18 protein-coding genes are annotated in these 23317 nt (G+C 73.1%); 5 read left to right on the plus strand and 13 right to left on the minus strand.

Going from position 1 to position 23317, the window contains the following annotated elements:
* Nucleotides 1–11: 11 nt before the first annotated feature.
* The gene (gene aroA, locus ACZ4W9_RS07685) at nt 12–1247 is read right to left on the minus strand and encodes a 3-phosphoshikimate 1-carboxyvinyltransferase (RefSeq protein ID WP_467933896.1); all 1236 of its coding nucleotides are present in this window, start codon (nt 1245–1247) and stop codon (nt 12–14) included.
* Between the two features lie 185 nt (nt 1248–1432).
* Between aroA and ACZ4W9_RS07690 the strand changes: the two genes are divergently transcribed.
* Nucleotides 1433–3280 carry a glycoside hydrolase family 3 protein gene (locus ACZ4W9_RS07690; protein WP_467933898.1) on the plus strand — a complete coding sequence of 616 codons (1848 nt, stop codon included), beginning with the start codon at nt 1433–1435 and terminating at the stop codon, nt 3278–3280.
* Here ACZ4W9_RS07690 and ACZ4W9_RS07695 read toward each other — a convergent pair.
* The 7 genes from ACZ4W9_RS07695 to ACZ4W9_RS07725 form a co-directional block, all read right to left on the minus strand.
* The gene (locus ACZ4W9_RS07695; RefSeq protein ID WP_467933899.1) at nt 3277–4704 is read right to left on the minus strand and encodes an aminopeptidase; all 1428 of its coding nucleotides are present in this window, start codon (nt 4702–4704) and stop codon (nt 3277–3279) included. The genes ACZ4W9_RS07690 and ACZ4W9_RS07695 overlap by 4 nt on opposite strands.
* 121 nt (nt 4705–4825) lie before the next feature.
* Entirely contained in the window at nt 4826–5215 is a 390-nt protein-coding gene (locus ACZ4W9_RS07700) for a hypothetical protein (protein ID WP_467933952.1), read from the minus strand.
* 110 nt (nt 5216–5325) lie between these two features.
* Nucleotides 5326–9045: an ABC transporter ATP-binding protein gene (locus ACZ4W9_RS07705; RefSeq protein WP_467933901.1), complete on the minus strand. Its 3720-nt coding sequence runs from the start codon at nt 9043–9045 to the stop codon at nt 5326–5328.
* A gap of 542 nt (nt 9046–9587) precedes the next feature.
* Nucleotides 9588–10613, minus strand: coding sequence for an esterase-like activity of phytase family protein (locus ACZ4W9_RS07710; RefSeq protein ID WP_467933902.1), 1026 nt, complete (start codon nt 10611–10613; stop codon nt 9588–9590).
* Between the two features lie 53 nt (nt 10614–10666).
* Complete coding sequence (locus ACZ4W9_RS07715) at nt 10667–11590, minus strand: serine hydrolase (protein WP_467933903.1); 924 nt, start codon at nt 11588–11590, stop codon at nt 10667–10669.
* Between the two features lie 463 nt (nt 11591–12053).
* The gene (locus ACZ4W9_RS07720) at nt 12054–12185 is read right to left on the minus strand and encodes a hypothetical protein (RefSeq protein WP_467933905.1); all 132 of its coding nucleotides are present in this window, start codon (nt 12183–12185) and stop codon (nt 12054–12056) included.
* A gap of 181 nt (nt 12186–12366) precedes the next feature.
* Nucleotides 12367–13125, minus strand: coding sequence for a GntR family transcriptional regulator (locus ACZ4W9_RS07725; protein ID WP_467933906.1), 759 nt, complete (start codon nt 13123–13125; stop codon nt 12367–12369).
* A gap of 173 nt (nt 13126–13298) precedes the next feature.
* Between ACZ4W9_RS07725 and ACZ4W9_RS07730 the strand changes: the two genes are divergently transcribed.
* Nucleotides 13299–13619: an ATP-binding protein gene (locus ACZ4W9_RS07730; RefSeq protein WP_467933953.1), complete on the plus strand. Its 321-nt coding sequence runs from the start codon at nt 13299–13301 to the stop codon at nt 13617–13619.
* Here the strand turns inward: ACZ4W9_RS07730 and ACZ4W9_RS07735 are convergent.
* From ACZ4W9_RS07735 to ACZ4W9_RS07745, 3 genes are read right to left on the minus strand one after another with little or no spacing between them, the layout of a single operon-like run.
* A complete protein-coding gene (locus ACZ4W9_RS07735; RefSeq protein ID WP_467933908.1) occupies nt 13607–15292 on the minus strand; it encodes a thiamine pyrophosphate-binding protein in 1686 nt (561 codons plus the stop codon). The genes ACZ4W9_RS07730 and ACZ4W9_RS07735 overlap by 13 nt on opposite strands.
* Nucleotides 15289–16269, minus strand: coding sequence for an agmatinase (gene speB / locus ACZ4W9_RS07740; RefSeq protein ID WP_467933909.1), 981 nt, complete (start codon nt 16267–16269; stop codon nt 15289–15291). The genes ACZ4W9_RS07735 and speB overlap by 4 nt, the downstream gene beginning before the upstream one ends.
* Nucleotides 16270–16326: 57 nt before the next feature.
* Nucleotides 16327–17793, minus strand: a complete 1467-nt coding sequence (locus tag ACZ4W9_RS07745; protein ID WP_467933911.1) for a sodium:solute symporter family protein — start codon at nt 17791–17793, stop codon at nt 16327–16329.
* A gap of 173 nt (nt 17794–17966) precedes the next feature.
* Here ACZ4W9_RS07745 and ACZ4W9_RS07750 point away from each other — a divergent pair, with 173 nt between their 5' ends.
* The 3 genes from ACZ4W9_RS07750 (at nt 17967) to ACZ4W9_RS07760 (ending at nt 20837) form a co-directional block, all read left to right on the plus strand.
* On the plus strand, nt 17967–19505 hold the full coding sequence (locus ACZ4W9_RS07750) for a PucR family transcriptional regulator (protein WP_467933912.1): 1539 nt from the start codon (nt 17967–17969) through the stop codon (nt 19503–19505).
* 78 nt (nt 19506–19583) lie between these two features.
* Complete coding sequence (locus tag ACZ4W9_RS07755; protein ID WP_467933913.1) at nt 19584–20372, plus strand: phosphatase; 789 nt, start codon at nt 19584–19586, stop codon at nt 20370–20372.
* A gap of 78 nt (nt 20373–20450) precedes the next feature.
* Nucleotides 20451–20837 (plus strand): hypothetical protein, encoded by a 387-nt coding sequence (locus ACZ4W9_RS07760; RefSeq protein ID WP_467933915.1) that lies wholly within the window; start codon nt 20451–20453, stop codon nt 20835–20837.
* Nucleotides 20838–21090: 253 nt separating this feature from the next.
* On the opposite strand, the gene ACZ4W9_RS07765 is transcribed toward ACZ4W9_RS07760, so the two are convergent.
* A complete protein-coding gene (locus ACZ4W9_RS07765) occupies nt 21091–21966 on the minus strand; it encodes an acyl-CoA thioesterase (protein ID WP_467933916.1) in 876 nt (291 codons plus the stop codon).
* Between the two features lie 36 nt (nt 21967–22002).
* Nucleotides 22003–23160, minus strand: coding sequence for an acyl-CoA dehydrogenase family protein (locus ACZ4W9_RS07770; protein WP_467933918.1), 1158 nt, complete (start codon nt 23158–23160; stop codon nt 22003–22005).
* Between the last annotated feature and the right edge of the window lie 157 nt (nt 23161–23317).

Here is a 23317-nt window from a genome sequence, read left to right on the forward strand (position 1 = left end):
GCCGGCCGGCGTCAGCCGGCGGCGGGCAGCGCCGCGAACGCCTCGTGGAAGCCGGGGAACGTCTTGCGGACGCAGCCGGGGTCGTCGTACGTCAGGCCGGGCGTGCGCAGGGCGGTCACGGCGAAGGACATCACGATGCGGTGGTCGCCGAAGGTCTTGATCTCCACCCCGGGCGCCGGAGTACCGGGCCGGATCTCGATCCAGTCCGGGCCGGTCGCCACCCCGACGCCGAGCCGCCGCAGGTTGTCCGCGCACGCCTGAAGGCGGTCGCACTCCTTCACCCGGGTGTTGCCGACGTCCTCGATGCGCACCGGGCCCGAGGCGAACGGCGCGATCGCGGCCAGCGTCGGCATGGTGTCGGAGACGTCCCGCATGTTCACGGTGAGCCCGCGCAGTTCCCCGGTGCCGCGCACGGTCGTGCGGTCCCCGGCGACCTGAACCTCGGCGCCCATCCGGCGCAGCACCTCCACGAAGCGCAGGTCGCCCTGGAGGGCGCCGGTGCCGAGGCCGGGCACGGTGACCTCGCGGCCCGGGGTGAGCGCGGCGGCGGCGAAGAAGTAGCTCGCGGTGGAGGCGTCCGGCTCGACGGCGTAGGTGGTGGCGCGGTAGCCGCCGGGCGGCACGTCGTACACCGGGCCGTCGCGGGTCACGTCCACGCCGAACGCCCGCATCATCGCGAGGGTGATCTCCACGTACGGCGCGGACACCAGGTCGGTGACCCGGATGCGCAGTCCGGTGCGGGTGAGCGGGCCGAGCAGCAGCAGCGCGGTCAGGTACTGGGAGGACTGGCCGGCGTCCAGCACGACCTCGCCGCCCTCGACGCCGGCGGCGTGCACGGTGAGCGGGTGGTGGCCCTCGGCGTCCCCGTGCCGCAGGTCCACGCCGAGGTCGCGCAGGGCGCGGGTGAGCGGGCCGAGGGGGCGGCGGCGCATCTGCGGGGAGGCGTCGAAGCGGTAGGTGCCGTGGCCCGCGGCGGCCAGGGTGGGCAGGAAGCGGGCGGTGGTGGCGCCGTCGCGGCAGTAGACGTCGGCCTCCGGTACGGCGGGGCCCTGCGGGCGGCCCTCGATCCGCCAGGCCCCCGGGGCGCTCCCGACCCGGTAGCCGAGCCGGGTCAGGCCCTCGGCGAAGCCCTCGGTGTCGTCGGAGCGCAGGGGCCGCAGCAGGGTGCTGACGCCGTCGGCCGCGGCGGCGAGGAAGAGCGCGCGGGCGGTGATGGACTTGGAACCGGGAATCTCGACTGCGGGCATGGCCGCATGATGACGGCTCGTCCGGCGCGCGGCCCGGGCCGTCCAGGGGCTGGACGCGCCCCGGGAATCCCCGGCCGGCGGCCCTTTCCTGGTTACTGTGCAGTCCCTTGACGGAAAGAAACTTCCCGGATATTCGTGACTCCTCGGAAGTTTCCTTCAGCGGTTCTCCTCTGGAAGGAGCGCACGTGCCCGACACCAGCACGGGAAGCGACACCGGCACGGGAAGCACGCGAAGAAACACCGTACGGCCGTCCCGGCGCGCCGTCCTCGCCGCGACCGCGGGCCTCACCGCCGCGCTGACGGTCCCGGCCACCGCCCACGCCGCCGACGACCGCCGGCTGCGCGCCCTGATCTCCCGCATGACGCTTCAGGAGAAGGTCGGCCAGCTGTTCGTGACGCGGGTCTACGGCCACTCCGCCACCGACCCCGACCAGGCCGACATCGACACCAACCTGAAGGAGCTGGGCGCCCGCACCGCCGCCGAGCTGATCGCCAAGTACCGGGTCGGCGGCATCATCTACTTCACCTGGGCGCACAACACCCGCGACCCGCACCAGATCGCCGCCCTGTCCGACGGCATCCAGCGGGCCGCGCTCGACCAGCCGCGCGGGCTGCCCGTGCTCGTCGCCACCGACCAGGAGCACGGCGCGGTGTGCCGGATCGGCAAGCCCGCCACCCTGCTGCCCGGCGCGATGGCGATCGGCGCGGGCCGCTCCCGCTCCGACGCCCGGACCCTCGGCCGGATCTCCGGCACCGAACTGCGTGCGCTCGGCATCCACCAGGACTACTCCCCCGACGCCGACGTGAACGTCAACCCGGCCAACCCGGTCATCGGGGTGCGCTCCTTCGGCGCCGACCCGGACGCGGTCGCCGCGCTGGTCGCCGCCGAGGTGCGGGGGTACCGGTCGGCCGGGGTCGCGACGAGCGCCAAGCACTTCCCGGGCCACGGGGACACCTCCGTCGACAGCCACTACGGCTTCCCGGTCATCACACACAGCCGCGAGCTGTGGGAGGAGCTGGACGCCGTGCCGTTCCGGGCCGCGATCCGGGCGGGCGTCGACACGGTCATGACCGGGCACATCCAGTTCCCGGCCCTGGACGGCTCCGGCGACCCGGCCACCCTGTCCCGTCCCGTCCTGACCGGCATCCTGCGCGAGGAACTCGGCTACGACGGGGTCGTCGTCACCGACTCCCTCGGCATGCAGGGCGTGCGCGCCAAGTACGGCGACGACCGGGTGGTGGTGCTCGCCCTGAAGGCCGGCGTGGACCAGCTGCTCAACCCGCCCTCGCTGGACGTGGCCTGGAACGCGGTGCTGACGGCCGTGCGCGAGGGCGAGCTGACCGAGGACCGGCTCGACGAATCGATCCTGCGCATCCTGCGGCTGAAGGCCCGGTACGGACTGTTCGACCACCCCTGGTCGCACGCGGACCGCATCGACCGCACGGTGGGCACCGGGGCCCACCTGGCCGCCGCCGACCGGATCGCCGAGCGCACCACCACGCTGCTGGTCAACGAGGACGGCACGCTGCCCTTCGACCGGCGCCGGGAACACCGGGTGCTGGTCGTCGGCGCCGACCCGGCCTCCCCCTCCGGCACCACCGGTCCGCCCACCGGTGTGCTGGCCGCCGCCCTCACCGAACTGGGCTTCGCCGCCACCGCCCTGTCCACCGGCACCGCGCCCTCCCCGGCGAGCACCGACAAGGCGGTCGCGGCGGCCGGGGACGCGGACGCGGTGGTGGTGGCCACCTACAACGTGACGGCGGGCAGCTCCCAGCGGACCCTGGTGGACCGCCTGCTGGCCACCGGCAAGCCGGTGGCCGTGGTGGCGATCCGCAACCCGTACGACATCGCGCAGCTGCCCGCCGTCCGGGCCTGCCTGGCCACGTACTGCTGGACGGACGTCGAACTGCGCGCCGCCGCACGGGTCCTGGCCGGCCGGGTGGCCCCGCGCGGGCGGCTTCCCGTGCCGGTGCAGCGGGCCGACGACCCGGCACGGGTGCTGTACCCGGTCGGGCACGGGCTGCGGTACTAGCCGGCCGCCCGGGGCCGCAGTGCGGGCTCCCGCTCCATGTCCCGGGCGTCCAGCCGCGCGTCGTGGCGGGCCAGCGGCTTCGCCTGGTCCACGGTGGCCCGCGGGAGGCCCGCCCAGGCCAGGACGCGGCCGGTGGCGAGGCTCTTCTCCCCCGCCACCAGGCTCGCCACGTTCGCGCCGTGGTTCATGCCGGGCGCGGTGAGGACGTAGGAGTCACGGGCGCCCGCGCCGAGCCGGAAGCGCTCCGAGCCCCACGGATCGTTCTGGCCGTAGACGAAGAGCATGTGCGTGGCGTGGTGCCGGACCCAGGTGTCCACGTCGCGCATCGCCCGCGGCTGGAACCGCATCGGGATGGAGCGGGGGACGTAGGTGCGGGGCGGCTGGTAGCCGTAGCGGATCAGGCGCCGGTCGATGCCGGGGAAGTGGATGGCAGGGGCGCCCAGCTGGGTGCCGGCCTGGTAGTAGTACGGGGTGTACGGGGCCAGTCCCTGGTCGGTGTAGGCGTCGAAGCCGGAGATGGTGTCCAGCGTGGTCCAGAGCGCGTCGTCGGTCGCCGTGGCGGCGTCCGCCGGGACCGTGTCGCAGTCCGCGAGCAGGCTGTACTGCCAAAAGCCCCACGCGTAGTCCAGGACCACCGCCTCGTAGGCCCGGTCCAGGCCGCCGACGGTGCCGAAGGTGAGGCCCTTGCCGGCGGCGTACGCGGCGTACTTCTCCTCCAGCGGCTCGCGGCGCACCAGGGCCTCGCGCTGGACGGCGGTCAGCCGGTCCCGGCACTCCTTGGTGCCGACGCGGGCGAAGAAGCGGTCGTAGGCCGAGTCCTCGTCGTTCACGACGTCGTTCGGGGCGACGTAGGCGACGACGCCGTCCATGTCGTCCGGGTAGAACCGCTCGTAGTAGGTGGCCGTCATGCCGCCCTTGGAGGCGCCGGTGGCCAGCCAGTTGGCGGGGTAGACGGCCTTCAGCGCCCGGAACACCCGGTGCTGGTCGCTCGCGGCCTGCCAGATGTCGAGCCTGGACCAGTCGGCCGGCTCGGGGCGGGAGGGGGTGAAGTAGCGGTACTCCAGGGAGACCTGGTTGCCGTCCACGATCCGGGTGGGCTCGCGGCGCGAGGGGCTGGTGGAGACGTGGTAGCCGCCGGTGTAGAAGACGGTGGGGCGGCTCGCGTCCTTGTGCAGCACGGTGATCCGCTGCCGGAAGGTGCCCCGGTCCGGGTGGCGGTGGTCGACCGGCTGGGTGTAGGTCAGGACGAAGTAGCGGTAGCCGGGGTAGGGCTTCTCCTCCGTCAGGCTCATGCCGGGGATCGACAGGAGCTTGTCCTTGATGTCGGTGGGCTCGTCTGCGGCGGCGGTGGCCGCCTGGGCCGTCGTGCCCAGTGTGCCGATGAGCACCGTGAGCGCGAGCAGCCATCTGAGCGCCTTGTGCATGCGCACTCTCCCCTGTGAGACAGATGTGCGCCGGAAACTATCCCAGCGGGTTCCGCCCCACCAGAGGACGTTCCGCTGTCCGCCGGCCGGCCGCTGCTCAGCGGCTCAGCGGCTCAGCGGCTCAGCACAGGATCCAGCCGGAGCTGACGGAGTAGCGGCCCACCGCGCCCTTGATCCACACACAGCGGTGCCCGGCGTGCACGGTCACCGGGCCGGCGTGGTGGGTGTAGCGGCCCTTGTCGACGACCGGCCGGTTGCCGCGCGCCTGCACGCTGACCGACATGGTCTGGGCGGGGCCCGGCTTCCGGGCGACGGTCACCGCGCAGACGTAGCCGGCGCTCTTGTAGACGTGGGTGATGCCGGTCTTGAACGGCAGGGTCCGCACCTCACGCCCGGCGCAGCCGCCGGACGCGGCCTCGGCGGTCCCCGTCGCCGTCAGCGCGAGCGCCCCGGACGCGGCCAGCACGGCCGCACCGAGCGCCAGTCGCCGGCGTATCCCACCACGGTCCACTTCGTCCTCCCCGTACCCGGTCACACTCCCCCGTCTCCGTACTGATGTACGGACGCACGCGTGTGCCGGATGGTTGCACGACCGTCAGCGGAACGTTTCGGCGGGGGGCCTCAACGGGCCGCGCCGACGGGTTCCTCCGGCTCGGACCGGCCGACGAAGGTCCGCCACAGCTCGGCGTACCGGCCGCCGCGGGCCAGCAGCTCCTCGTGGGTGCCGTCCTCGGCGACCCGGCCGTGGTCCATCACCACGACCCGGTCGGCCCGGGCGGCGGTGGTCAGCCGGTGCGCCACCACCAGCGTGGTACGACGGCCCGCCAACCGGTCGGTGGCCCGGTTGACCTGCGCCTCGGTGGCCAGGTCCAGGGCGGCCGTGGCCTCGTCCAGCAGCAGCACGTCCGGGTCGACGAGTTCGGCGCGGGCGAGGGCGATCAGCTGGCGCTGGCCCGCCGAGAGGTTCCGGCCGCGCTCGGCCACCTCGTGCAGATAGCCGCCCGGCAGCCGGGCGATCATCTCGTGCGCGCCGACCGCCCGGGCCGCCGCCTCCACCTCGGCGTCGGTGGCGTCGGGCCGGCCGTAGGCGATGGCGTCGCGGACGGTGCCCGGGAAGAGGTACGCCTCCTGCGGGACCACCCCGAGCCGGTGCCGGTAGGAGGTGAGGTCCAGGTCGCGCAGGTCCGTGCCGTCGGCCGTGACCCGCCCGCCGGTCGGGTCGTAGAACCGCGCGACCAGCTTGACCAGCGTGGACTTGCCCGCGCCCGTCTCGCCGACGAAGGCGACCGTCTGCCCGGCCGGGATCGTCAGGTCGATGCCGGTGAGGGCCTCCTCCTCGTCGCCGTAGGCGAACCGCACGTCCTCGAAGGCGATGTCGCCGCACAGCGACAGGACCTCCAGCGGGGCGTCGGCGGTCCCGGTGGACGTCGGCTCGCGCAGCAGCTCCTGGATGCGGCCCAGCGAGACGGTGGCCTGCTGGTAGCCGTCGAAGACCTGGGAGAGCTGCTGGACGGGCGCGAAGAACAGGTCGATGTAGAGCAGGTAGGCCACCAGGGCGCCGGTGGTCAGGGTGGCCGCCTCGACCCGGTGCGCGCCCGCGATCAGCACGGACGCCGCCGCGACCGAGGACAGCAGCTGGACGAAGGGGAAGTACACCGATATCAGCCGCTGGCCGCGCACCCGGGCCCGCCGGTAGCCGTCGCTGCGCTCGGCGAACCGCCGGCCGCCGTCCCGCTCCCGGCGGAACGCCTGCACGATGCGCAGCCCGGCCACGGTCTCCTGGAGATCGGCGTTGACCCCCGAGACCCGCTCGCGGGCCAGCTCGTACGCCTTCACGCTGGCCCGGCGGAAGAAGAAGGTGGCCACGGCCAGCGGGGGCAGGGTGGCGAACACGACGAGCGCGAGCCGCACGTCGAGGACCAGCAGGGCGACCATGATGCCGAAGAAGGTGACGACCGAGACGAACGCGGTGACCAGGCCCGTCTGGAGGAAGGTCGACAGGGCGTCGACGTCCGTGGTCATCCTCGTCATGATCCGGCCGGTCAGCTCGCGCTCGTAGTAGTCCAGGCCGAGCCGCTGGAGCTGCGCGAAGATCTTCAGCCGCAGGGTGTAGAGCACGCGTTCGCCGGTGCGGCCGGTCATCCGGGTCTCGGCGATCTGCGCGGCCCACTGCACCAGCACGGTCAGCAGGGCGAGCAGGGAGGCCGCCCACACCGCGCCGATCGCCATCCGGGTCACGCCCGAGTCGATGCCGTGCCGGATCAGCACCGGCAGCAGCAGGCCCGCGCCCGCGTCCACGGCGACCAGGGCCAGGCTGACCAGCAGCGGCGGCCAGAAGCCGCGCAGCAGGCGGCGCAGGCCGTAGGAGTCCTCGGGCAGCGTCGCGCGGCCCTCGTCGATGTCCGGGGTGTCGGTGGCCGGGGGCAGCGCCTCGACCTGGGCGAGCAGTTCCGGGGTGGCCGGGGTGCCGGCGAGCGCCTGGTCCTTGCGCTCGCGGTCGCCGGTCCACAGCCGGGGAGTCACGCCCCGCTCGGCGTCGAACTCGGCGTCCAGCTCGTCGCGGACGGAGGTGTCGTCGGCGGGCGCGGCCGGGCGGGCGTGACCCGGGGAGACACCGCCCAGCTCGTCCGGGTCGGTGAGCAGCCGGCGGTACAGGGCCGAGCGTTCCTGCAGCTCGTCGTGGGTGCCGACGTCGGCGAGCCGGCCGCCGTCCAGGACGGCGATGCGGTCGGCGAGGTTCAGGGTGGAGCGGCGGTGGGCGATGAGCAGGGTGGTGCGGCCCCGCATCACGTGCTTCAGCGCCTCGTGGATCTCGTGCTCCACGCGCGCGTCGACGGCCGAGGTGGCGTCGTCCAGGACCAGCAGACGGGGGTCGGTGAGCAGGGCGCGGGCGAGCGCGACGCGCTGGCGCTGGCCGCCGGAGAGGGTCAGGCCGTGTTCGCCGACCCTGGTGGCGTAGCCGTCGGGCAGCTCGGCGATGAAACGGTCCGCCTGGGCGGCGCGGGCGGCTGCCTCGATCTCCTCGTCGGTGGCGTCCGGGCGGCCGTAGGCGATGTTGGCGCGGACGGTGTCGGAGAAGAGAAACGAATCTTCGGGGACGAGTCCGATGGCGGCCCGCAGCGAGTCCAGGGTCAGTTCGCGCACGTCGTGGCCGCCGACCAGGACGGCGCCCCGGTGGACGTCGTAGAAGCGCGGCAGGAGCAGCGAGAGGGTGGACTTGCCGGAGCCGGAGGAGCCGACGACGGCGAGGGTCTCGCCGGGCCGGATCTCGAAGCTGATGCCCTCCAGGACCGGGCGCTCGTCGTCGTAGCCGAAGGTCACGTCGTCGAACTCGACGGTCGCGGGCGCGTCGGCGGGCAGTTCCCTGGTGCCGTCCGTCAGGGTCGGCTCGGTGTCGATCAGCTCCAGCACGCGTTCGGTGCCGGCCCGTGCCTGCTGGCCGACCGTGAGCACCATCGCGAGCATCCGGACCGGGCCGACGAGCTGGGCCAGGTAGGTGGAGAAGGCCACGAAGGTGCCGAGCGTGATGTGGCCGTGCACGGCGAGCCAGCCGCCGAGGGCCAGCATGGCGACCTGGCCGAGCGCCGGGACGGCCTGGAGCGCCGGGGTGTAGCGGCTGTTCAGGCGGATCGTGCGCAGCCGGCCCGCGAACAGCCGGCGGCCGACCTCGCGGAGCTTGTTGGTCTCCTGCTCCTCCTGCCCGAAGCCCTTGACCACGCGCACGCCGCTGACCGCGCCGTCGACCACGCCGGCCACGGCGGCGGCCTGCGCCTGGGCGTACCAGGTGGCCGGGTGCAGCTTGGTGCGGCTGCGCCGGGCGATCCAGCCGAGGGCGGGGGCGACGGCGAGGGCGACCAGGGTCAGCGGCAGCGACAGCGACGCCATGATCCCCAGGGAGATCAGGAAGAGCAGGACGTTCCCGATGGTCATCGGGAGCATGAACAGCAGGCCCTGGATCAGCTGGAGGTCGCTGGTGGCGCGGCCGACGACCTGCCCGGTGGACAGCTCGTCCTGGCGGCGGCCGTCCAGCCTGGTGATCGTCCGGTACATCTCGGTCCGCAGGTCGTGCTGGACGTCCAGAGCGAGCCGGCCGCCGTAGAAGCGGCGGACGTAGGTGAGGACGTAGACGAGGACGGCGGCGCCTATGAGGGCGCCGGCCCAGGGGGCCATGGCGCGGCTGTGGTCGCCGATCACGTCGTCGATGATCACCTTGGTGATCAGGGGGACGACGGCCATCACCGCCATGCCGGCGAGGGAGGAGCCGAGGGCCAGGACGACGTCCTTCGGATACCGCCAGGCGTATCCCGCGAGCCGCCGTGCCCATCCCCGTTGCGCTGCCACGCCGGTGCCTTCCGTTCGTCCTGCCCTACCGGAAGACAGCAACGCGGCGGGATGCGGATTTCATCCCTCCGCAACAATTCCGCGGGCGGGCCGGGCGTGCGGGAGGGGGTGGCGGGCGGGCCCGCGCCCGTTGCCTCCAGGGCCGGGCCCCCGACCGTTGCCTCCGGGGCCGGGCCAGCGACCGTTGCCTCCGGGGCCGGGCCAGCGACCGGAGGCGGGCGCGCCGGTCCACGGCCCGTGCCCGGCCGCGGCGGACGACGGCCCGGACGCTTTCGCACGCCGGTCCGGGCGCTCCGCACGACGGTCCGCGACCGGGCGCCGGACCACGACCGGAGTACGGCCGGGCGCCGGACCACGGCCAGGCGTCGGACCACGGCTAGGTGCCGGACCACGACCGGAGTACGGCTGACGGCCGCTCCCTCCGGGCGGCCCGCGACCGGGCGGCGCCCCGCGACCGGATGGCGGGCGGCGGCCGCGCCGTGCGGGGCGGCGCGGCCGGGCGCGGTCCGCCGGGCGGCGCCCGGCACGTCACGGGGCTTCGGTCAGGTGCGTACCCGCAGGTAGTAGAACCGTGTGGTCTGGGCCGGGTTCTGGTTGTCGTCGCTGACCAGGAGGACCTTCAGGCGGCCCCTGGCGTCGCGGCCGGTGACCGTCATGCCCTCGATGTTGTCCAGCAGGGGGTTGGGCTGGGGCTGCCTGGCCGTGGCGCCGAGGCTCGGGCAGGCGGCGATGTCGGCCAGCAGGGTCTTCTTGACGAGCCGGACGCCGCTCTGGCCCGTCAGGTTCTCGATGCCGGCGGTGTCCGTCGCGCGCCGGGGGTCGGCGAGGTAGAGGCGGACGGTGTTGCCGACGCCGGCGGTGAAGCCGCGTTCCAGGACGAGGAGGCGGCCGTCGGGGACGGCCTGGACCTCGGGGACGCCGAGGCCGGGGTCGGTGCGGTAGGCGTACTGGGCGGCGGGCGTGAAGCGTGCCCGGTGGCGCTGCCAGGTCTGGAAGCGGACGATCCCGGCGGAGTCGCCCGCTATCGCGTACTCCATGGAGGCCAGCAGGGTACGGCCGCCGGGCAGCAGGGTCAGGCCCTCGAAGGTCTGGTTGGCGCCGGCCCGGCCGGCCGGGGCGACCTGGAGGGCGGCGGGCACCGGGAGCCGGTCCAGGATCTCGCCACCGGGGCTGTAGCGGCGCACCGACGGCTCGGTCTCGGAGGACACCAGCCGGGTGCCGTCGCGGTCGACGACCAGGCCCTCGGAGTCGAGGTCGGCGCCCTTCTCGTCGGCGAGGCGGACGACCGCCTTCGGCCGGAGGGTACGGGCGTCGAGCCGGAAGAGGGACGAGCGGTCCCCGAGGGCCGCGAGCGAGCCGTCCCGGTCCACGGCGAGGGCGGAGAGGTTGCCGGTGTAGGTGCCCTCGTACGTCGTCTTGTCGAGCGCGTCGGAGAAGCGGTCGAGGACGACGTACGGCGAGCAGGCGTGGGTGCCCGGCGAGTGGGCGGCGGCGGACCCGGCGGCGGTCGGGGAAGCGACCGCCGCCAGGCTGGCGGCGAGGCCGGCGAATACGGTTCTCAGGCGCATGGCCGTCACCGTAGGGCCGGCCGGTGACGTTCGGGAAGCCGTCCCGTGAAGCGTCAGCCCTGCGGCGGCGCGGCGACGAACGCCTCGCTCGGCCGGCTGGTCGGGGTGAAGCGGGCGACGCCGGACTTGACCGGCACCAGGTCCTTGTGGATGGCCTTGGCGACGTTCTGGATGGTGGTCACGCCGTAGTTCATGGTGCTGTTGTCCTGCGTCAGCACGGTGATCACGTAGTCGTGGCCGGCGCCCTTGAAGGTGCCCAGGCTGTGCACGCGCCAGCCGTGCGTGGAGCGCTGCAGCCAGCCGTTCTTGACGTGCACGGAGACGGAGGACGGGGCGCCGGCCGGGGTGCCCCAGCGCTGCGAGGAGACGACCTGGCCCATCAGCTTCTGGATGTAGTCGCGGGAGTTGTCGCTCAGCACGCTGTTCTTGGCGGTGACGAGCTGGAGCAGCTTCTGCTCGTCGTTGACGTTCTCCTGGGTGAGGCCCCAGTAGCCGCCCGTGCCCGGCACGGTCTTGGTCATGCCGGCGGCCTTCAGGAAGCCCTTGATCTTCGTCATGCCGAGCTGCTTCCAGAGCTTGCTGGTCGCGTCGTTGTCGGACTTGGTGATCATGGCCTTGGCGAGCGACTGCTCGGTGCTCGACAGGTACCGGTTGTGCTTCTTGGCGTCCCACAGCAGCGTGGCGAGCACGGTGACCTTGACGGTGCTGGCCGAGTCGTAGGCGCTGGTGGCCCGCAGGGTGCAGGTGGTCTTGGTGCTGCGGTCGTAGAGGCCGACGGCGACGGTGCCCTTGCGGCCGGCGAGGGCGGCGGTGATGTCCTTCTTCAGCTTGGCGGCGAGTCCCGCCTTGGCCGACGTACAGGTCACGGCCGGGGTGGCGGCGGCGGCCGGGGTGGCGGCGGTGACGGCGGGTATGAGCAGCGCGGCACTGACGACGGCCGCGACCGCGCCGGCCCGGCCGGTGGTCCGGTGAGTCATGAAAAGTCCCCTTGAAGGTCGTACGGGCGTCCCCCTGAACGCCGTTGAGCGCACCCGTGCGCTGCCTGATGGGACTCGCCAACGGGATCGAAAGTTGCACGCGTGTTCGGGGAAAAGAGGTTCTTTACCGGACCATCACCGATTCACCGGGGCGCGGCGGTTCGCGGAGCACCCGCGAGCGGGCATATCGGACCCGGCTGTTCGCCTGATTCCGAAAACCGTCCCGTGCGGACGGCTTTGGCTAGAGTTGCGGGTGACGTGCGCCGTGCCGATGGGCGCCACCCGGGGGGTAGAGGCGCGCATTCACCGGTGCACGTCGGCGCGGCGGGGTCTGGCCCCGGGTGCCACCGGAGCCAGACCGCAGCGCATGCGCCGGTGGGTCCGGCCGATTAGGGGCCGGTCGGACTCACCTCGCCCTTCGGCAAGTCGTTCCTTCGGCCCGAACCACATCCGCGACGTCGCCCTACTTGGCGAACGCCTCCACACACACCGCGACAAGGGGGGCCAATGGCGTCAGGATCGCGACCGTGACCCGCACCCATCGGGGCAGCGGTTCCGGTTCGTCCTCCGCGGTGCCACGCCTGCTCCTTGCCATGCCAGCGCTCCTCTCGCCGTAGCGTCCCGCGCGCTGCGGGATCCGGCCCTGGCGGACCGGAGCACTGGACGGCGATCGGAGCACCAGCGACTCAGAGCATACTGGCCACCCGCCGGCCTGGTCGGCACCTTCCGGCCATCAAGTCGCTTGAGAATCGGGGCAGTTCCGCCAGAGCGACGGTTCAGGCATCGAAGTCGTACTCCAGGACGTAGGCCGACGAGTCCAGCACCATCTCGTTGACCTCGACGGCGAGCCCTTCGGCGTCGAAGGCGGTGCGCGCGATCAGCACGACCGGTACACCCGTCGGCAGGGCCAACCGCTCGGCCTCCTCCGCGCCGGGCATCCGGGACCGGATCTCCTCCCGGAACCGGACGGGCCCGTGCCCCAGTTCCGCGAGCCTCGCGTACGTGCCGCCCGGCCCGGTGTCCGGCCGGGTGATCGCCGTGCCCGCGACGAGCCCGGCCGGCAGGTAGGACGTGGACAGCAACACCGGCTTGCCGTCGAGCACGAAGCGGCGCCGCCGGACACAGACGGGCGCGTCCTCACCGAGCCCCAGGACCCCCGCCACGGCGTCGGGCGCCGGTTCCTCGGCCACCTCGACGGAGTCGACGACGAGTTCCCGGCCCCCGATGTCCGCCGACCAGACGGACCGCCCCTCGGCCCACCCCGCCCGCGCGAGCCGCTCGATGCCCCTGCGGCGGATGGGCCGGAAGTCCCGGACGAACACCCCGACGCCCTTGCGGGCTTCCGCGATGCCCTCCGCCTGGAGCACGCCCAGTGCCTGTCGTGCCGTCATCCGGGCGACGCCGTGTTCGGCCATCAGGTCGTTCTCACCGGGCAACCGGTCCCCCGGGCCGTACCGACCGGCCTCGACCGCCGCGCGAAGCTCCGCCGCGATCCGCTGGTATTTGGGCTGCCGCCCCGTCTCCCGGCCGCTCATCCAGACCTCTCCTCCGATCATCTCTAGACATCCTAGGCATCAGAGGACTCGCAACCCCAGTCAGAGGGCGTCCGCATTCGGCCATTGAGCGTCACTTCTCTAGAGATACTTACGCTCCACGCAGTGGCGGCCGTGCCCGCGCACTGCTTCGTGCGCAGCTCACCGAGTGGAAGATCGAGGGCGAAGTCACAGAGACCGCCGAGCTGTTGCTCGCGGAACTGATGAGCAATGCCATCCGGCACGCCCGGAGGCCGGCCGGCCGGGAGATCGGCGTCCGCATCGCCCGGTACGACGGCCGGCTGCGCGTGGAGGTCGCCGACGCCAACCACGCCCGACCTCTGCCGAAGGCGGCGGCGTCCGACGACGAACAGGGCCGTGGCCTCGCCATCGTCAGCGCCCTCTCGACGCGGTGGGGCTGCTGTCCCCGGCGGCACGGCATCGGGAAGGCGGTCTGGGCCGAGCTGCCGCTGCCGCCCCGTGATCAGCCCAGGTGAGTAGGCGCGAACATCCGCAGCACCGCCGGGAGTACGACCACCGACGGGCCCGGGGTGTTCAGGGCCCTCGTCAGGTCCTCCTGGAGGGATTCCGGGGTCGTGTGGGTGGCCGTCACGCCGAAGGATTCCGCCAGGGCCACGTAGTCCGGGCGGTGGAGTTCCGTGGCCGTCGGTTCGCCGAAGGCGTCCGTCATGTATTCGCGGAGGATGCCGTAGCCGCCGTCGTCGACGATCAGCCAGGTGACGGGGAGGCCGTACTGCTTGGCCGTGGCCAGTTCGGCGATCGAGTACAGGGCGCCGCCGTCGCCCGAGACCGCCAGGACCGGGCGGGTCGGGTCGGCCGCCGCCGCGCCGAGGGCCGCCGGGAAGCCGTAGCCGAGGCCGCCCGCCCCCTGGGCCGAGTGCATCAGGTTGGGGCCCTGCGCGTCGAACGCCGACCAGGCCCAGTACGCCAGGATCGTCATGTCCCAGAAGGACGGGGAGTCGGCGGGGAGGGCCCGGCGGACGGCCGACAGGACCTGCCGCTCCAGGGTCAGTTCCTGCCCGTCGATGCGGGCCGCCACCTTCGCCAGCAGCTCGCGCACCCGCTCCCGTGCCGACTCGTCCGTGCGCTCCTCCGTCGTCTCCAGGAGGGCCTGGAGGGCGAGGCGGGCGTCCGCGTGGATGCCCACGGCCGGGTGGTTGGACTCCAGCTTGCCGAGGTCCGCCTCGATCTGGATCATCCGGCCCCGGGGCGCGAACGTGTGGTAGTTGGAGGACAGTTCGCCGAGGCCCGAGCCGACCACCAGCAGGACGTCCGCGTCCTCCAGGAAGTCCGTCGTGTGGCGGTCCTCCAGCCAGGACTGGAGGGACAGCGGGTGGTTCCACGGGAACGCGCCCTTGCCGCCGAACGTCGTCACCACCGGCGCGTTCAGCTTCTCCGCCAGCTGCCGCAGCTTCCCCGACGCGTCCGACCGTACGACCCCGCCGCCCGCGATGACCGCCGGACGCGCGGCACGGGAGAGCAGGTCGGCGGCCAGCGCCGTCAGTTCGGGGCGCGGGACCAGGTCGTCCGGGGTGGCGTCCATCGCCGTCACCACCGGCAGCGCGGCCGGGGCCAGCAGGACGTCCTGCGGGATCTCCACCCACACCGGGCCGTGCGGGGCGGTCAGCGCCGACTTCCAGGCCGCCGCGATCGCCGACGGGATCTGGGACTGGCTGCGGACCGTGTGCACCGACTTCACCACGCCCCGGAACGAGGCCGACTGGTCGGGGAGTTCGTGGAGGTAGCCCTTGCGGGCCCCGCCCAGGCCCGCCACCGGGATCTGGCTGCCGATCGCCAGCACCGGCGCGCTGGCCGCCGCCGCCTCCTGGAGCGCGGCCAGCGACGTCAGCGCGCCGGGGCCCGTCGAGAGGAGCAGCGGGGCCGCCTCGCCGGTGACCCTGCCGTACGCGTCGGCCGCGAAGCCCGCGTTGTTCTCCACCCTGAGGCCGACGTAGCGCAGCGAGGAGCGGCGCAGGGCGTCGAACATGCCGAGGGCGTGCTGGCCGGGCAGTCCGAAGACCGTCGTCGCGCCGAGCCCGGCCAGCGTCTCCACGACCAGGTCTCCGCCGTTGCGCCCCGGGGGAGGGTTCAGGGCGGCGGTGATCTGCGCCGGCGTCGGGCGGAGTACCAGGTCGTGGTCGTGGGTCACTTCGCTTCAGCGTCCTTCCGGGCCGCGGCGATCCGGCGGCTCATGATGGTGGTCAGTTCGTAGGCCGTGTGCGAGGCCGCGACCGAGGTGATCTCGGCGTGGTCGTACGCGGGCGCCACCTCGACCACGTCGGCCGAGACCAGGTTGCAGGACGCCAGCCCGCGCAGGATCTCCAGCAGTTCGCGGGAGGTCATGCCGCCCGCCTCCGGGGTGCCGGTGCCGGGCGCGTGCGCCGGGTCCAGGCAGTCGATGTCGATGGAGATGTACAGCGGGCGGTCGCCGATGCGCTGGCGCAGCTGGTCGGCCACCTCGTCGGCGCCCCGGCGGTAGACGTCCGCCGAGGTGACGATGCCGAAGCCCATCTTCTCGTCGTCGGTGAGGTCCTGCTTGCCGTACAGCGGGCCGCGGGTGCCGACGTGGGAGAGGGCGGAGGTGTCGAGGATGCCCTCCTCCACCGCGCGGCGGAACGGGGTGCCGTGGGTGTACTCGGCGCCGAAGTAGGTGTCCCAGGTGTCCAGGTGGGCGTCGAAGTGCAGGAGGGCGACCGGGCCGTGCTTCTTCGCGACCGAGCGCAGCAGCGGCAGGGCGATGGTGTGGTCGCCGCCGAGGGTCATCAGGCGGGCGCCGGTGCCGAGCAGGTCGTCGGCGGCGGCCTCGATGGTCTCCACGGCCTCGTTGATGTTGAACGGGTTCACCGCGATGTCGCCGCCGTCGGCGACCTGCGCGAGGGCGAACGGGGAGGCGTCCTGCGCCGGGTTGTACGGGCGCAGCAGCCGGGACGCCTCACGGATGGCGTTGCCGCCGAAGCGAGCGCCCGGCCGGTACGAGACGCCGGAGTCGAACGGCACACCCACCACGGCGACATCGGCGGTGCCGACCTCGTCCAGGCGGGGCAGCCGGGCGAAGGTCGCGGGGCCGGCGTACCGCGGGACGCGGGAGGAGTCGACGGGGCCGCGGGGCGTCTCGTTGCTGCTCATGGTGAAAATGCCTTCTTTCCTGCGCTTCGTCGCGCATGTACTGCTTTCCCTATGACTCTACTGGTGAGCCGGGACCGTTTCGGACGGGAGTTCGGGGCTCCGCCCGGCGAGGCGTTCGCGCCAGGCGGCGAGGACGGCCTCGTCGGTGGGCCGGGTGGCCAGGGAGACGGCGACGTAGGCCACCAGGGAGGCCAGCAGGCCGTAGTAGACGGGCTCGTTGGCGAGGATGCCGTAGCCGGCCATCAGGCCGATGACGGCCAGGCCGCCGACGGCGACGGCGGCCAGCGCGCCCCGGTCCGTGCCGCGCTTCCACAGCAGGCCGCCGAGGATGGGCACCAGCAGGCCGCCGACGAGCAGGTTGTACGCCACGGTGAGCGCCTGGACCACGTCGTTCAGCGCGATCGCGGTGCCGATCACGGCGAGGCCCATGACGAGGATGAAGGCGCGGTTGCCGGCGACCTCGTCGTGCTCCTCGTGCTCCCCGGAGCGTTTGGCGAGGCCGCGCAGCCGGGACCAGATGTCGTTGTTGGCGACCGTGGCGCAGGCGATCAGGGCGCCGGAGGAGGTCGACATCACGGCGGCCAGGGCGGCGGCCAGCACCAGGCCGCGCACGCCGACGGGGAGTTCGTCCTTGACGATGGTGGCGAAGGCGTCGTCGGGGCTGCCCAGGTCCGGGTAGAGCACCTTGGCGGCCGTGCCGATCACCGCGCCGGCCACGGCGTAGGCCAGGCAGTAGGTGCCGGCCACCGTGCCGCCCCAGCGGGCGGTCCGGTCGCTGCGGGCGGTGAACACGCGCTGCCAGATGTCCTGGCCGATCAGCATGCCGAAGGTGTAGATCAGCACGTACGTGAAGATCGTCTCGCCGCCGACGCCGAGCGGGTCGAAGTAGGAGGTCGGCAGCTCGGCCCTCATCTCGGCGAAGCCGCCCGCCTTGACCACCGCGATGGGCAGCAGCAGGAGCAGCACGCCGATCGTCTTGACGACGAACTGCACCATGTCGGTCAGGGTGATGGACCACATTCCGCCGAGGGTGGAGTACGCCACGACGATCGCGCCGCCGATGACGATCGCGACGGTGCGGTTCACGTCGAACAGCACGTCGAAGATGGTGGCGTAGGCGATGGTGGAGGTCACGGCGAGCATCAGCGTGTACGCCCACATGACCACGCCGGAGATCACGCCGGCCCGGCCGCCGTAGCGCAGGTCCAGCATCTCGGAGACGGTGTAGACCTTCAGGCGGGCGATGCGGGCGGAGAAGAACACGGACAGGGCGAGGAGTCCGAGGCCGATGGTGAGGACCATCCAGGCGCCGGACAGCCCGTACTGGTAGCCGAGGCCCACGCCGCCGATGGTGGACGCGCCGCCGAGGACGATCGCCGCCATGGTGCCGGAGTACATGGCGGGGCCCAGGCGGCGGCCCGCCACCAGGAACTCGCTCTTGGACTTGGCGCGGCGCATGCCCCACCAGCCCATCGCCAGCATGCCGGCGAGATAGACGACGATCACTGTGTAGTCGACGGCCATGGGGCGGCCCTCCTTCGCGCACTGTCCGGTGGCGTGTCGTGCAGATGCTCCGTATGGGTCGGCAGCGGCTCGCGGGGACATCCGCCCGTACCCGCGGCTGCCGTGCTCCCTTGACAGTAGGTGGCCGGAAAGCGACTGCGAAGTGTACGTTTCATCCAGCGGAACGGGGCGGGATGGAGGATGTGCACACCATGCCGGAATCGATCTCCCCGGCCCCGGCGGTCCCGCCGACCCCGCCGGTGCCGCTCCAGGCGCTGCTGGCCCGGGAGGACCTGGCCCTGCGGCGGATCGCCGGGCCGGCGGACCCCGGGACCGTGATCCACGGGGCGCACACCTCGGAGATGACCGACCCCTACCCCTATCTGCTCGGCGGCGAGCTGCTGCTCACGGCCGGGGTGCACATCCCGGAGACGGCCGGCTCCGGGACCTACTTCGACGCGTACGTCTCCCGGATCGTGGCGGCGGGCGGCGCGGCCCTCGGCTTCGGGGTGGCCCCGGTGCACGAGGCGGTCCCGGGCGCCCTGGTCGCCGCCTGCGAACGGCACGGCCTGCCGCTGCTGGAGGTCCCGCCGCAGACCACGTTCTCGGCCGTGGCCCGCGCGGTCTGGCAGCTGATGGCCCAGGCCCGGCTGGCCGAGCTGCGCCGCGTCACCGAGGCCCAGCAGAGCCTCGCGGCGGCCGCCGCCCGCCCGGACCCCGTCCCCTCGGTCCTGCGCCAGCTGTCCCAGCGCCTGTCCGGCCGGGCGGTCCTCTACGGCCCGGACGGCACGGAGGTCGCGGGCGCGGGGCGGCAGACGCCGGGGAACGTGCGGGCGGCCCTGGCCGGGCTGGCCGAAGTGGTCAGGCCGGCGCCCCGGCCGGCGAAAGTCCCCTCGCCGCCCTCCCCGGCAAAGGTCTCCGCGCACCCCTCCTCCGCCACCGACACCCACGGCGGGGTGCACCTCGCCGTGTACGCGCTCGGGGCCGGGGAGGGGTTCGTGCTCGGGGTGGCGAGCGCGCGGCGGGAGGCCGGGGACCACACCATCGCGTCGGTCGCCGCCGTGCTGCTGGCGCTGCTGACCGGGGAGCACCACAGCGGGGCCGGCGCGGCCCGCTCCTCCGCGCTGGTGCGGCTGCTGCTCGGCGCCCCGCCCGAGGAGGTCGCGCCGCTGCTCGGCACCGGCCGGTGGCTCGTCGTGCACGCCCGGCCGGAGGCCCAGGCGCCGGACCCGGTCGCCGCCTCCGCGCTCGGCGCCGCCCTGGCCTCGCCGCTGGTCGACCTCGCCGGTGACGTCGTACGGGTCCTGGTGCCGGCCGACCGGGTGCCGGGGCCGCAGCCCGGCTGGACCCTCGGGGTCAGCGCCCCGGCCGGGCCCCGGGAGTGGCCGGCCGCCGACACCCAGGCCGCCCGGGCCCTGGCCCGCGCCCGCGCCACCCGCGCCCCGCTGCTGCGGCACGCCGACCGGCCGGCGCTCGCGGACCTGGTGCCGGCGGCGGACGCCGAGACCCACGCCCGTACCCTGCTCGCCCCCCTCGCGGGGCAGCCCGCGCTGGCCGAGACGCTGCGCGCCTGGCTGTCGCTGCACGGCAGCTGGGACCGTACGGCGGTGGCGCTGGGCGTGCACCGCAACACCGTGCGGCAGCGCATCGCCCGCTGCGCGGCCCTGCTGGACACCGACCTGGACCATCCGGACGTGCGCATGGAGCTGTGGTTCGCCCTGCGCCGGGGCTGACCGGGCGGGTGCGTGACCCCCGTCCCAGCGGGCGATATCCCCGGGAACGGCGGCAGCCGCTGCCCCACAATGGGAGCCATGCCGATATCCGGGACACCCAGCCGCGCCCAGCTCGTCGACCATCTGGTGCGCACCCGCATCGCGGGGGACGTCGCCACGCCCCGCGAGAACAACCTCTCCCACTACCGTCAGCTCGCCAACGGTGTCCGCGACTTCTGGTTCGGCCTGGAGCTGGGCGACCGCTGGACGGACGAGCAGGACGTGCTGGCGGTCATGGCCGAGCGGGTGGGCGTCAACGACGACCCGGAGTACCGGTACGGACAGGACACCATCGACCCGGAACTGACCGTGGCGGCGCTGGAGCGCATGGCGGCGCGGCTGCGCAAGGCGGCCGAGGGGCGCCAGCGGGTGCTGTTCGCGACCGGGCACCCGGGCGGGCTGCTGGACGTGCACCGGGCCACGGCCGCCGCGCTGCGCGCCGCCGGCTGCGAGATCGTGGTCGTCCCGGACGGGCTGCGGACGGACGAGGGGTACGTCATGCAGTTCGCGGACGTGGCCGTGCTGGAGCACGGGGCGACGCTGTGGCACACCCACTCCGGGGAGCCGATGCGGGCGGTCCTGACCGGCCTCGAGCGCGAGGGGCGCCCGCTGCCCGACCTGGTCGTCGCCGACCACGGCTGGGCCGGTTACGCGGGACAGCACGGCGTGGACTCGGTCGGGTACGCCGACTGCAACGACCCCGCGCTGTTCCTCGCCGAGGCCGAGGGCACCGTGCAGGTGGCGGTCCCGCTCGACGACCACGTGGTCAGCCCCCGCCACTACGACCCGATGACGGCGTATCTGCTGGCCGCGGCCGGACTGGACTGACGGCTCGTCACGTCCCGGAAACGACGTGCGGCCCCGCCGAGGGGGCCGCACACCCTGTTCGGTTGTCAGGCCGGATCAGTGACCGCCACCACCGCCTCCGTGGCCGCCGCCACCGCCGCCGTGGCCGCCACCGCCGTGGCCGCCGCCACCGCCGTGGTCACCGCCACCGCCGTGGCCGCCACCACCGCCGTGGTCACCGCCGTAGCCGCCGTGGTCGCCACCGTAACCACCGTGGTCACCGTGGTCACCGCCGTAACCACCGTCGTCGTGGCCGCCGTAGCCGCCGTAGTCGTCGTCATCGTCGTCGTTCCACCAGCCGCCGCCGTGGTCGTCGTCGTACCGGCTGTAGGAACTGTCACTGCCGTGGTCCGAGGCGGAGGCCGTCGCGGCCGTGCCGAACGCGGCCCCGCCCGCCAGCAGCAGACCGGAGGCGGACAACGCGACAAGACGCCTCGTGCGCTGTGATCGCATGGGAATACCTTCCATCTCCATCGTCTCTCGCGGCTCCGTGAAGGACGCGCGAGGTGGATGGCCGGCGCCGCGGTTGTACGGAAGATGCGGCGCGGTCTTCAGGTTTCACCGCAGCGTGAGCGAACGGAACGGCCGGAATCCGGAGGGTCGGGAATCTCCCCCCTCCGGGACACGCCGTTCACTGCGGCCCTTCACCCAGAGAGCCTAATCGGACATACGCCTCAAGTCATCTCGAAAAGCGCATCCGTCACGGCTGTCTCGGAACACGGACCACGCCCTCCTGGATGACCGTGATGGCGAGCCGCCCGTCCTGCGTGTATATGCGGGCCTGACCCAGGCCCCGGCCGCCGGACGCGGACGGCGACTCCTGGTCGTACAGCAGCCATTCGTCGGCCCGGAACGGCCGGTGGAACCACATCGCGTGGTCCAGGGACGCCCCGACGACGTCCCCGACCGCCCAGCCGCCGCGCCCGTGGGCGAGCAGCACGGAGTCCAGCAGGGTCATGTCCGAGACGTAGGTGGCGAGGACGACGTGCCGCAGGGGGTCGTCGCCGTCGAGCTTGCCGTTGACGCGGAACCACACCTGGGAGTGCGGCTCGCGCGGCTCGCCGTACCGGCCGTACGGCGGCTCGTCCACGTACCTGAGGTCGACCGCCTCGCGGGCCTCCAGGAAGCGCTCGACGACCTCGGGGGCGAGGTGGCCGTAGCCGCGCAGCCGCTCCGGGGAGGTGGGCAGGGTCGCCGGATCGGGCGCGACGGGCATGGGCGCCTGGTGCTCCAGGCCGTCCTCGTGCGCCTGGAAGGAGGCGGAGAGGTGGAAGATCGGCTTGCCGTGCTGGACGGCGACCACCCGGCGGGTGGTGAAGGACCGGCCGTCGCGGATGCGGTCCACGGTGTAGACGATCGGCGCGCCCGGGTCGCCGGGACGCAGGAAGTACGCGTGCAGGGAGTGGGCGGGCCGGTCGGCGGGGACCGTGCGCCCGGCGGCGACCAGCGCCTGCGCCGCGACCTGCCCGCCGAAGACGCGCGGGACGACGGCGGGGCGCGACCGGCCGCGGAAGATGTCCTCCTCGATCCGCTCCAGGTCGAGCAGATCGAGGAGGTCCTGGAGTGCCTGGCTCATGAGGTGCAGGTATACCCCGGTGTGCCCGCGGAGCCCTTACAGGCCCATGTCCTTGGCGATGATCGTCTTCATGATCTCGCTGGTGCCGCCGTAGATGCGGTTGACGCGGTTGTCCGCGTACAGGCGGGCGATCGGGTACTCGTTCATGTAGCCGTAGCCGCCGTGCAGCTGGAGGCAGCGGTCGATGACGCGGTGCGCGACCTCGGTGCAGAACAGCTTGGCGGAGGCGGCCTCGGCGGGGGTCAGCTCGCCGGCGTCCAGCGCCTCCAGGGCGCGGTCGGCGACGGCCTCGGCGGCGTCCACCTCGGCCTGGCAGGCGGCCAGCTCGAACTTGGTGTTCTGGAAGTGGGCGACCGGCTTGCCGAAGACGGTGCGCTCCTGCACGTACTGCTTGGCGAACCGGACGGCGGCCTTGGCCTGGGCGTAGGCGCCGAAGGCGATGCCCCAGCGCTCGGAGGCCAGGTTGTGGCCGAGGTAGGAGAAGCCCTTGTTCTCCTCGCCGAGCAGGTCCTCGACGGGCACCTTGACGTCGACGAAGGCCAGCTCGGCGGTGTCGGAGGTGCGCAGGCCCAGCTTGTCCAGCTTGCGGCCGATGGAGTAGCCCTCGGACTTGGTGTCCACGGCGAACAGGGAGATGCCGTGGCGGCGGTCCTCGGCGGTCGGCGCGGCGGTGCGGGCGCAGACGATCACCTTGTCGGCGTGCACACCGCCCGTGATGAAGGTCTTGGCGCCGTTGAGGACGTAGTGCGTGCCGTCCTCGCTCAGCTTGGCGGTGGTCTTCATGCCCGCGAGGTCGGAGCCGGTGCCCGGCTCCGTCATCGCGATGGCCCACATCTCCTCGCCGGTGACGAACTTCGGCAGGTAGCGCTTCTTCTGCTCCTCGGTGGCGAGCATCTTGATGTAGGGCAGGGCGAGCAGCACGTGCACGCCGGAGCCGCCGAACTGCACGCCCGCGCGCGCGGTCTCCTCGTAGAGGACGGCCTCGAACTTGTGGGTGTCCAGGCCCGCGCCGCCGAACTCCTCGGGCACGCTGATACCGAAGACGCCCAGCTCGCCGAGCTTGTAGTAGAAGTCGCGCGGCGCCTGGCCGGCGGCGAACCACTCGTCGTAGACCGGGACGACCTCGGCCTCGATGAAGGCGCGAAGGGTCTCCCGGAACGCCTCGTGATCCTCGTTGAACACCGTACGGCGCACGCCGCCACCTCCACGTACCTTGGCATGACTTCGGCATGTCTAAGCGCTTGCTCATTCACCGTACCGGCGAGTACGGAACTCCGTCCAGAGGGGTTCGGCCGTAATGCGCGTCACGCGCTCCCCGGGGAGGGCCCGAGCCATGGCTGCGACGCCCCGG

The sequence above is a fragment of the Streptomyces sp. NPDC029296 genome, assembly GCF_055569255.1.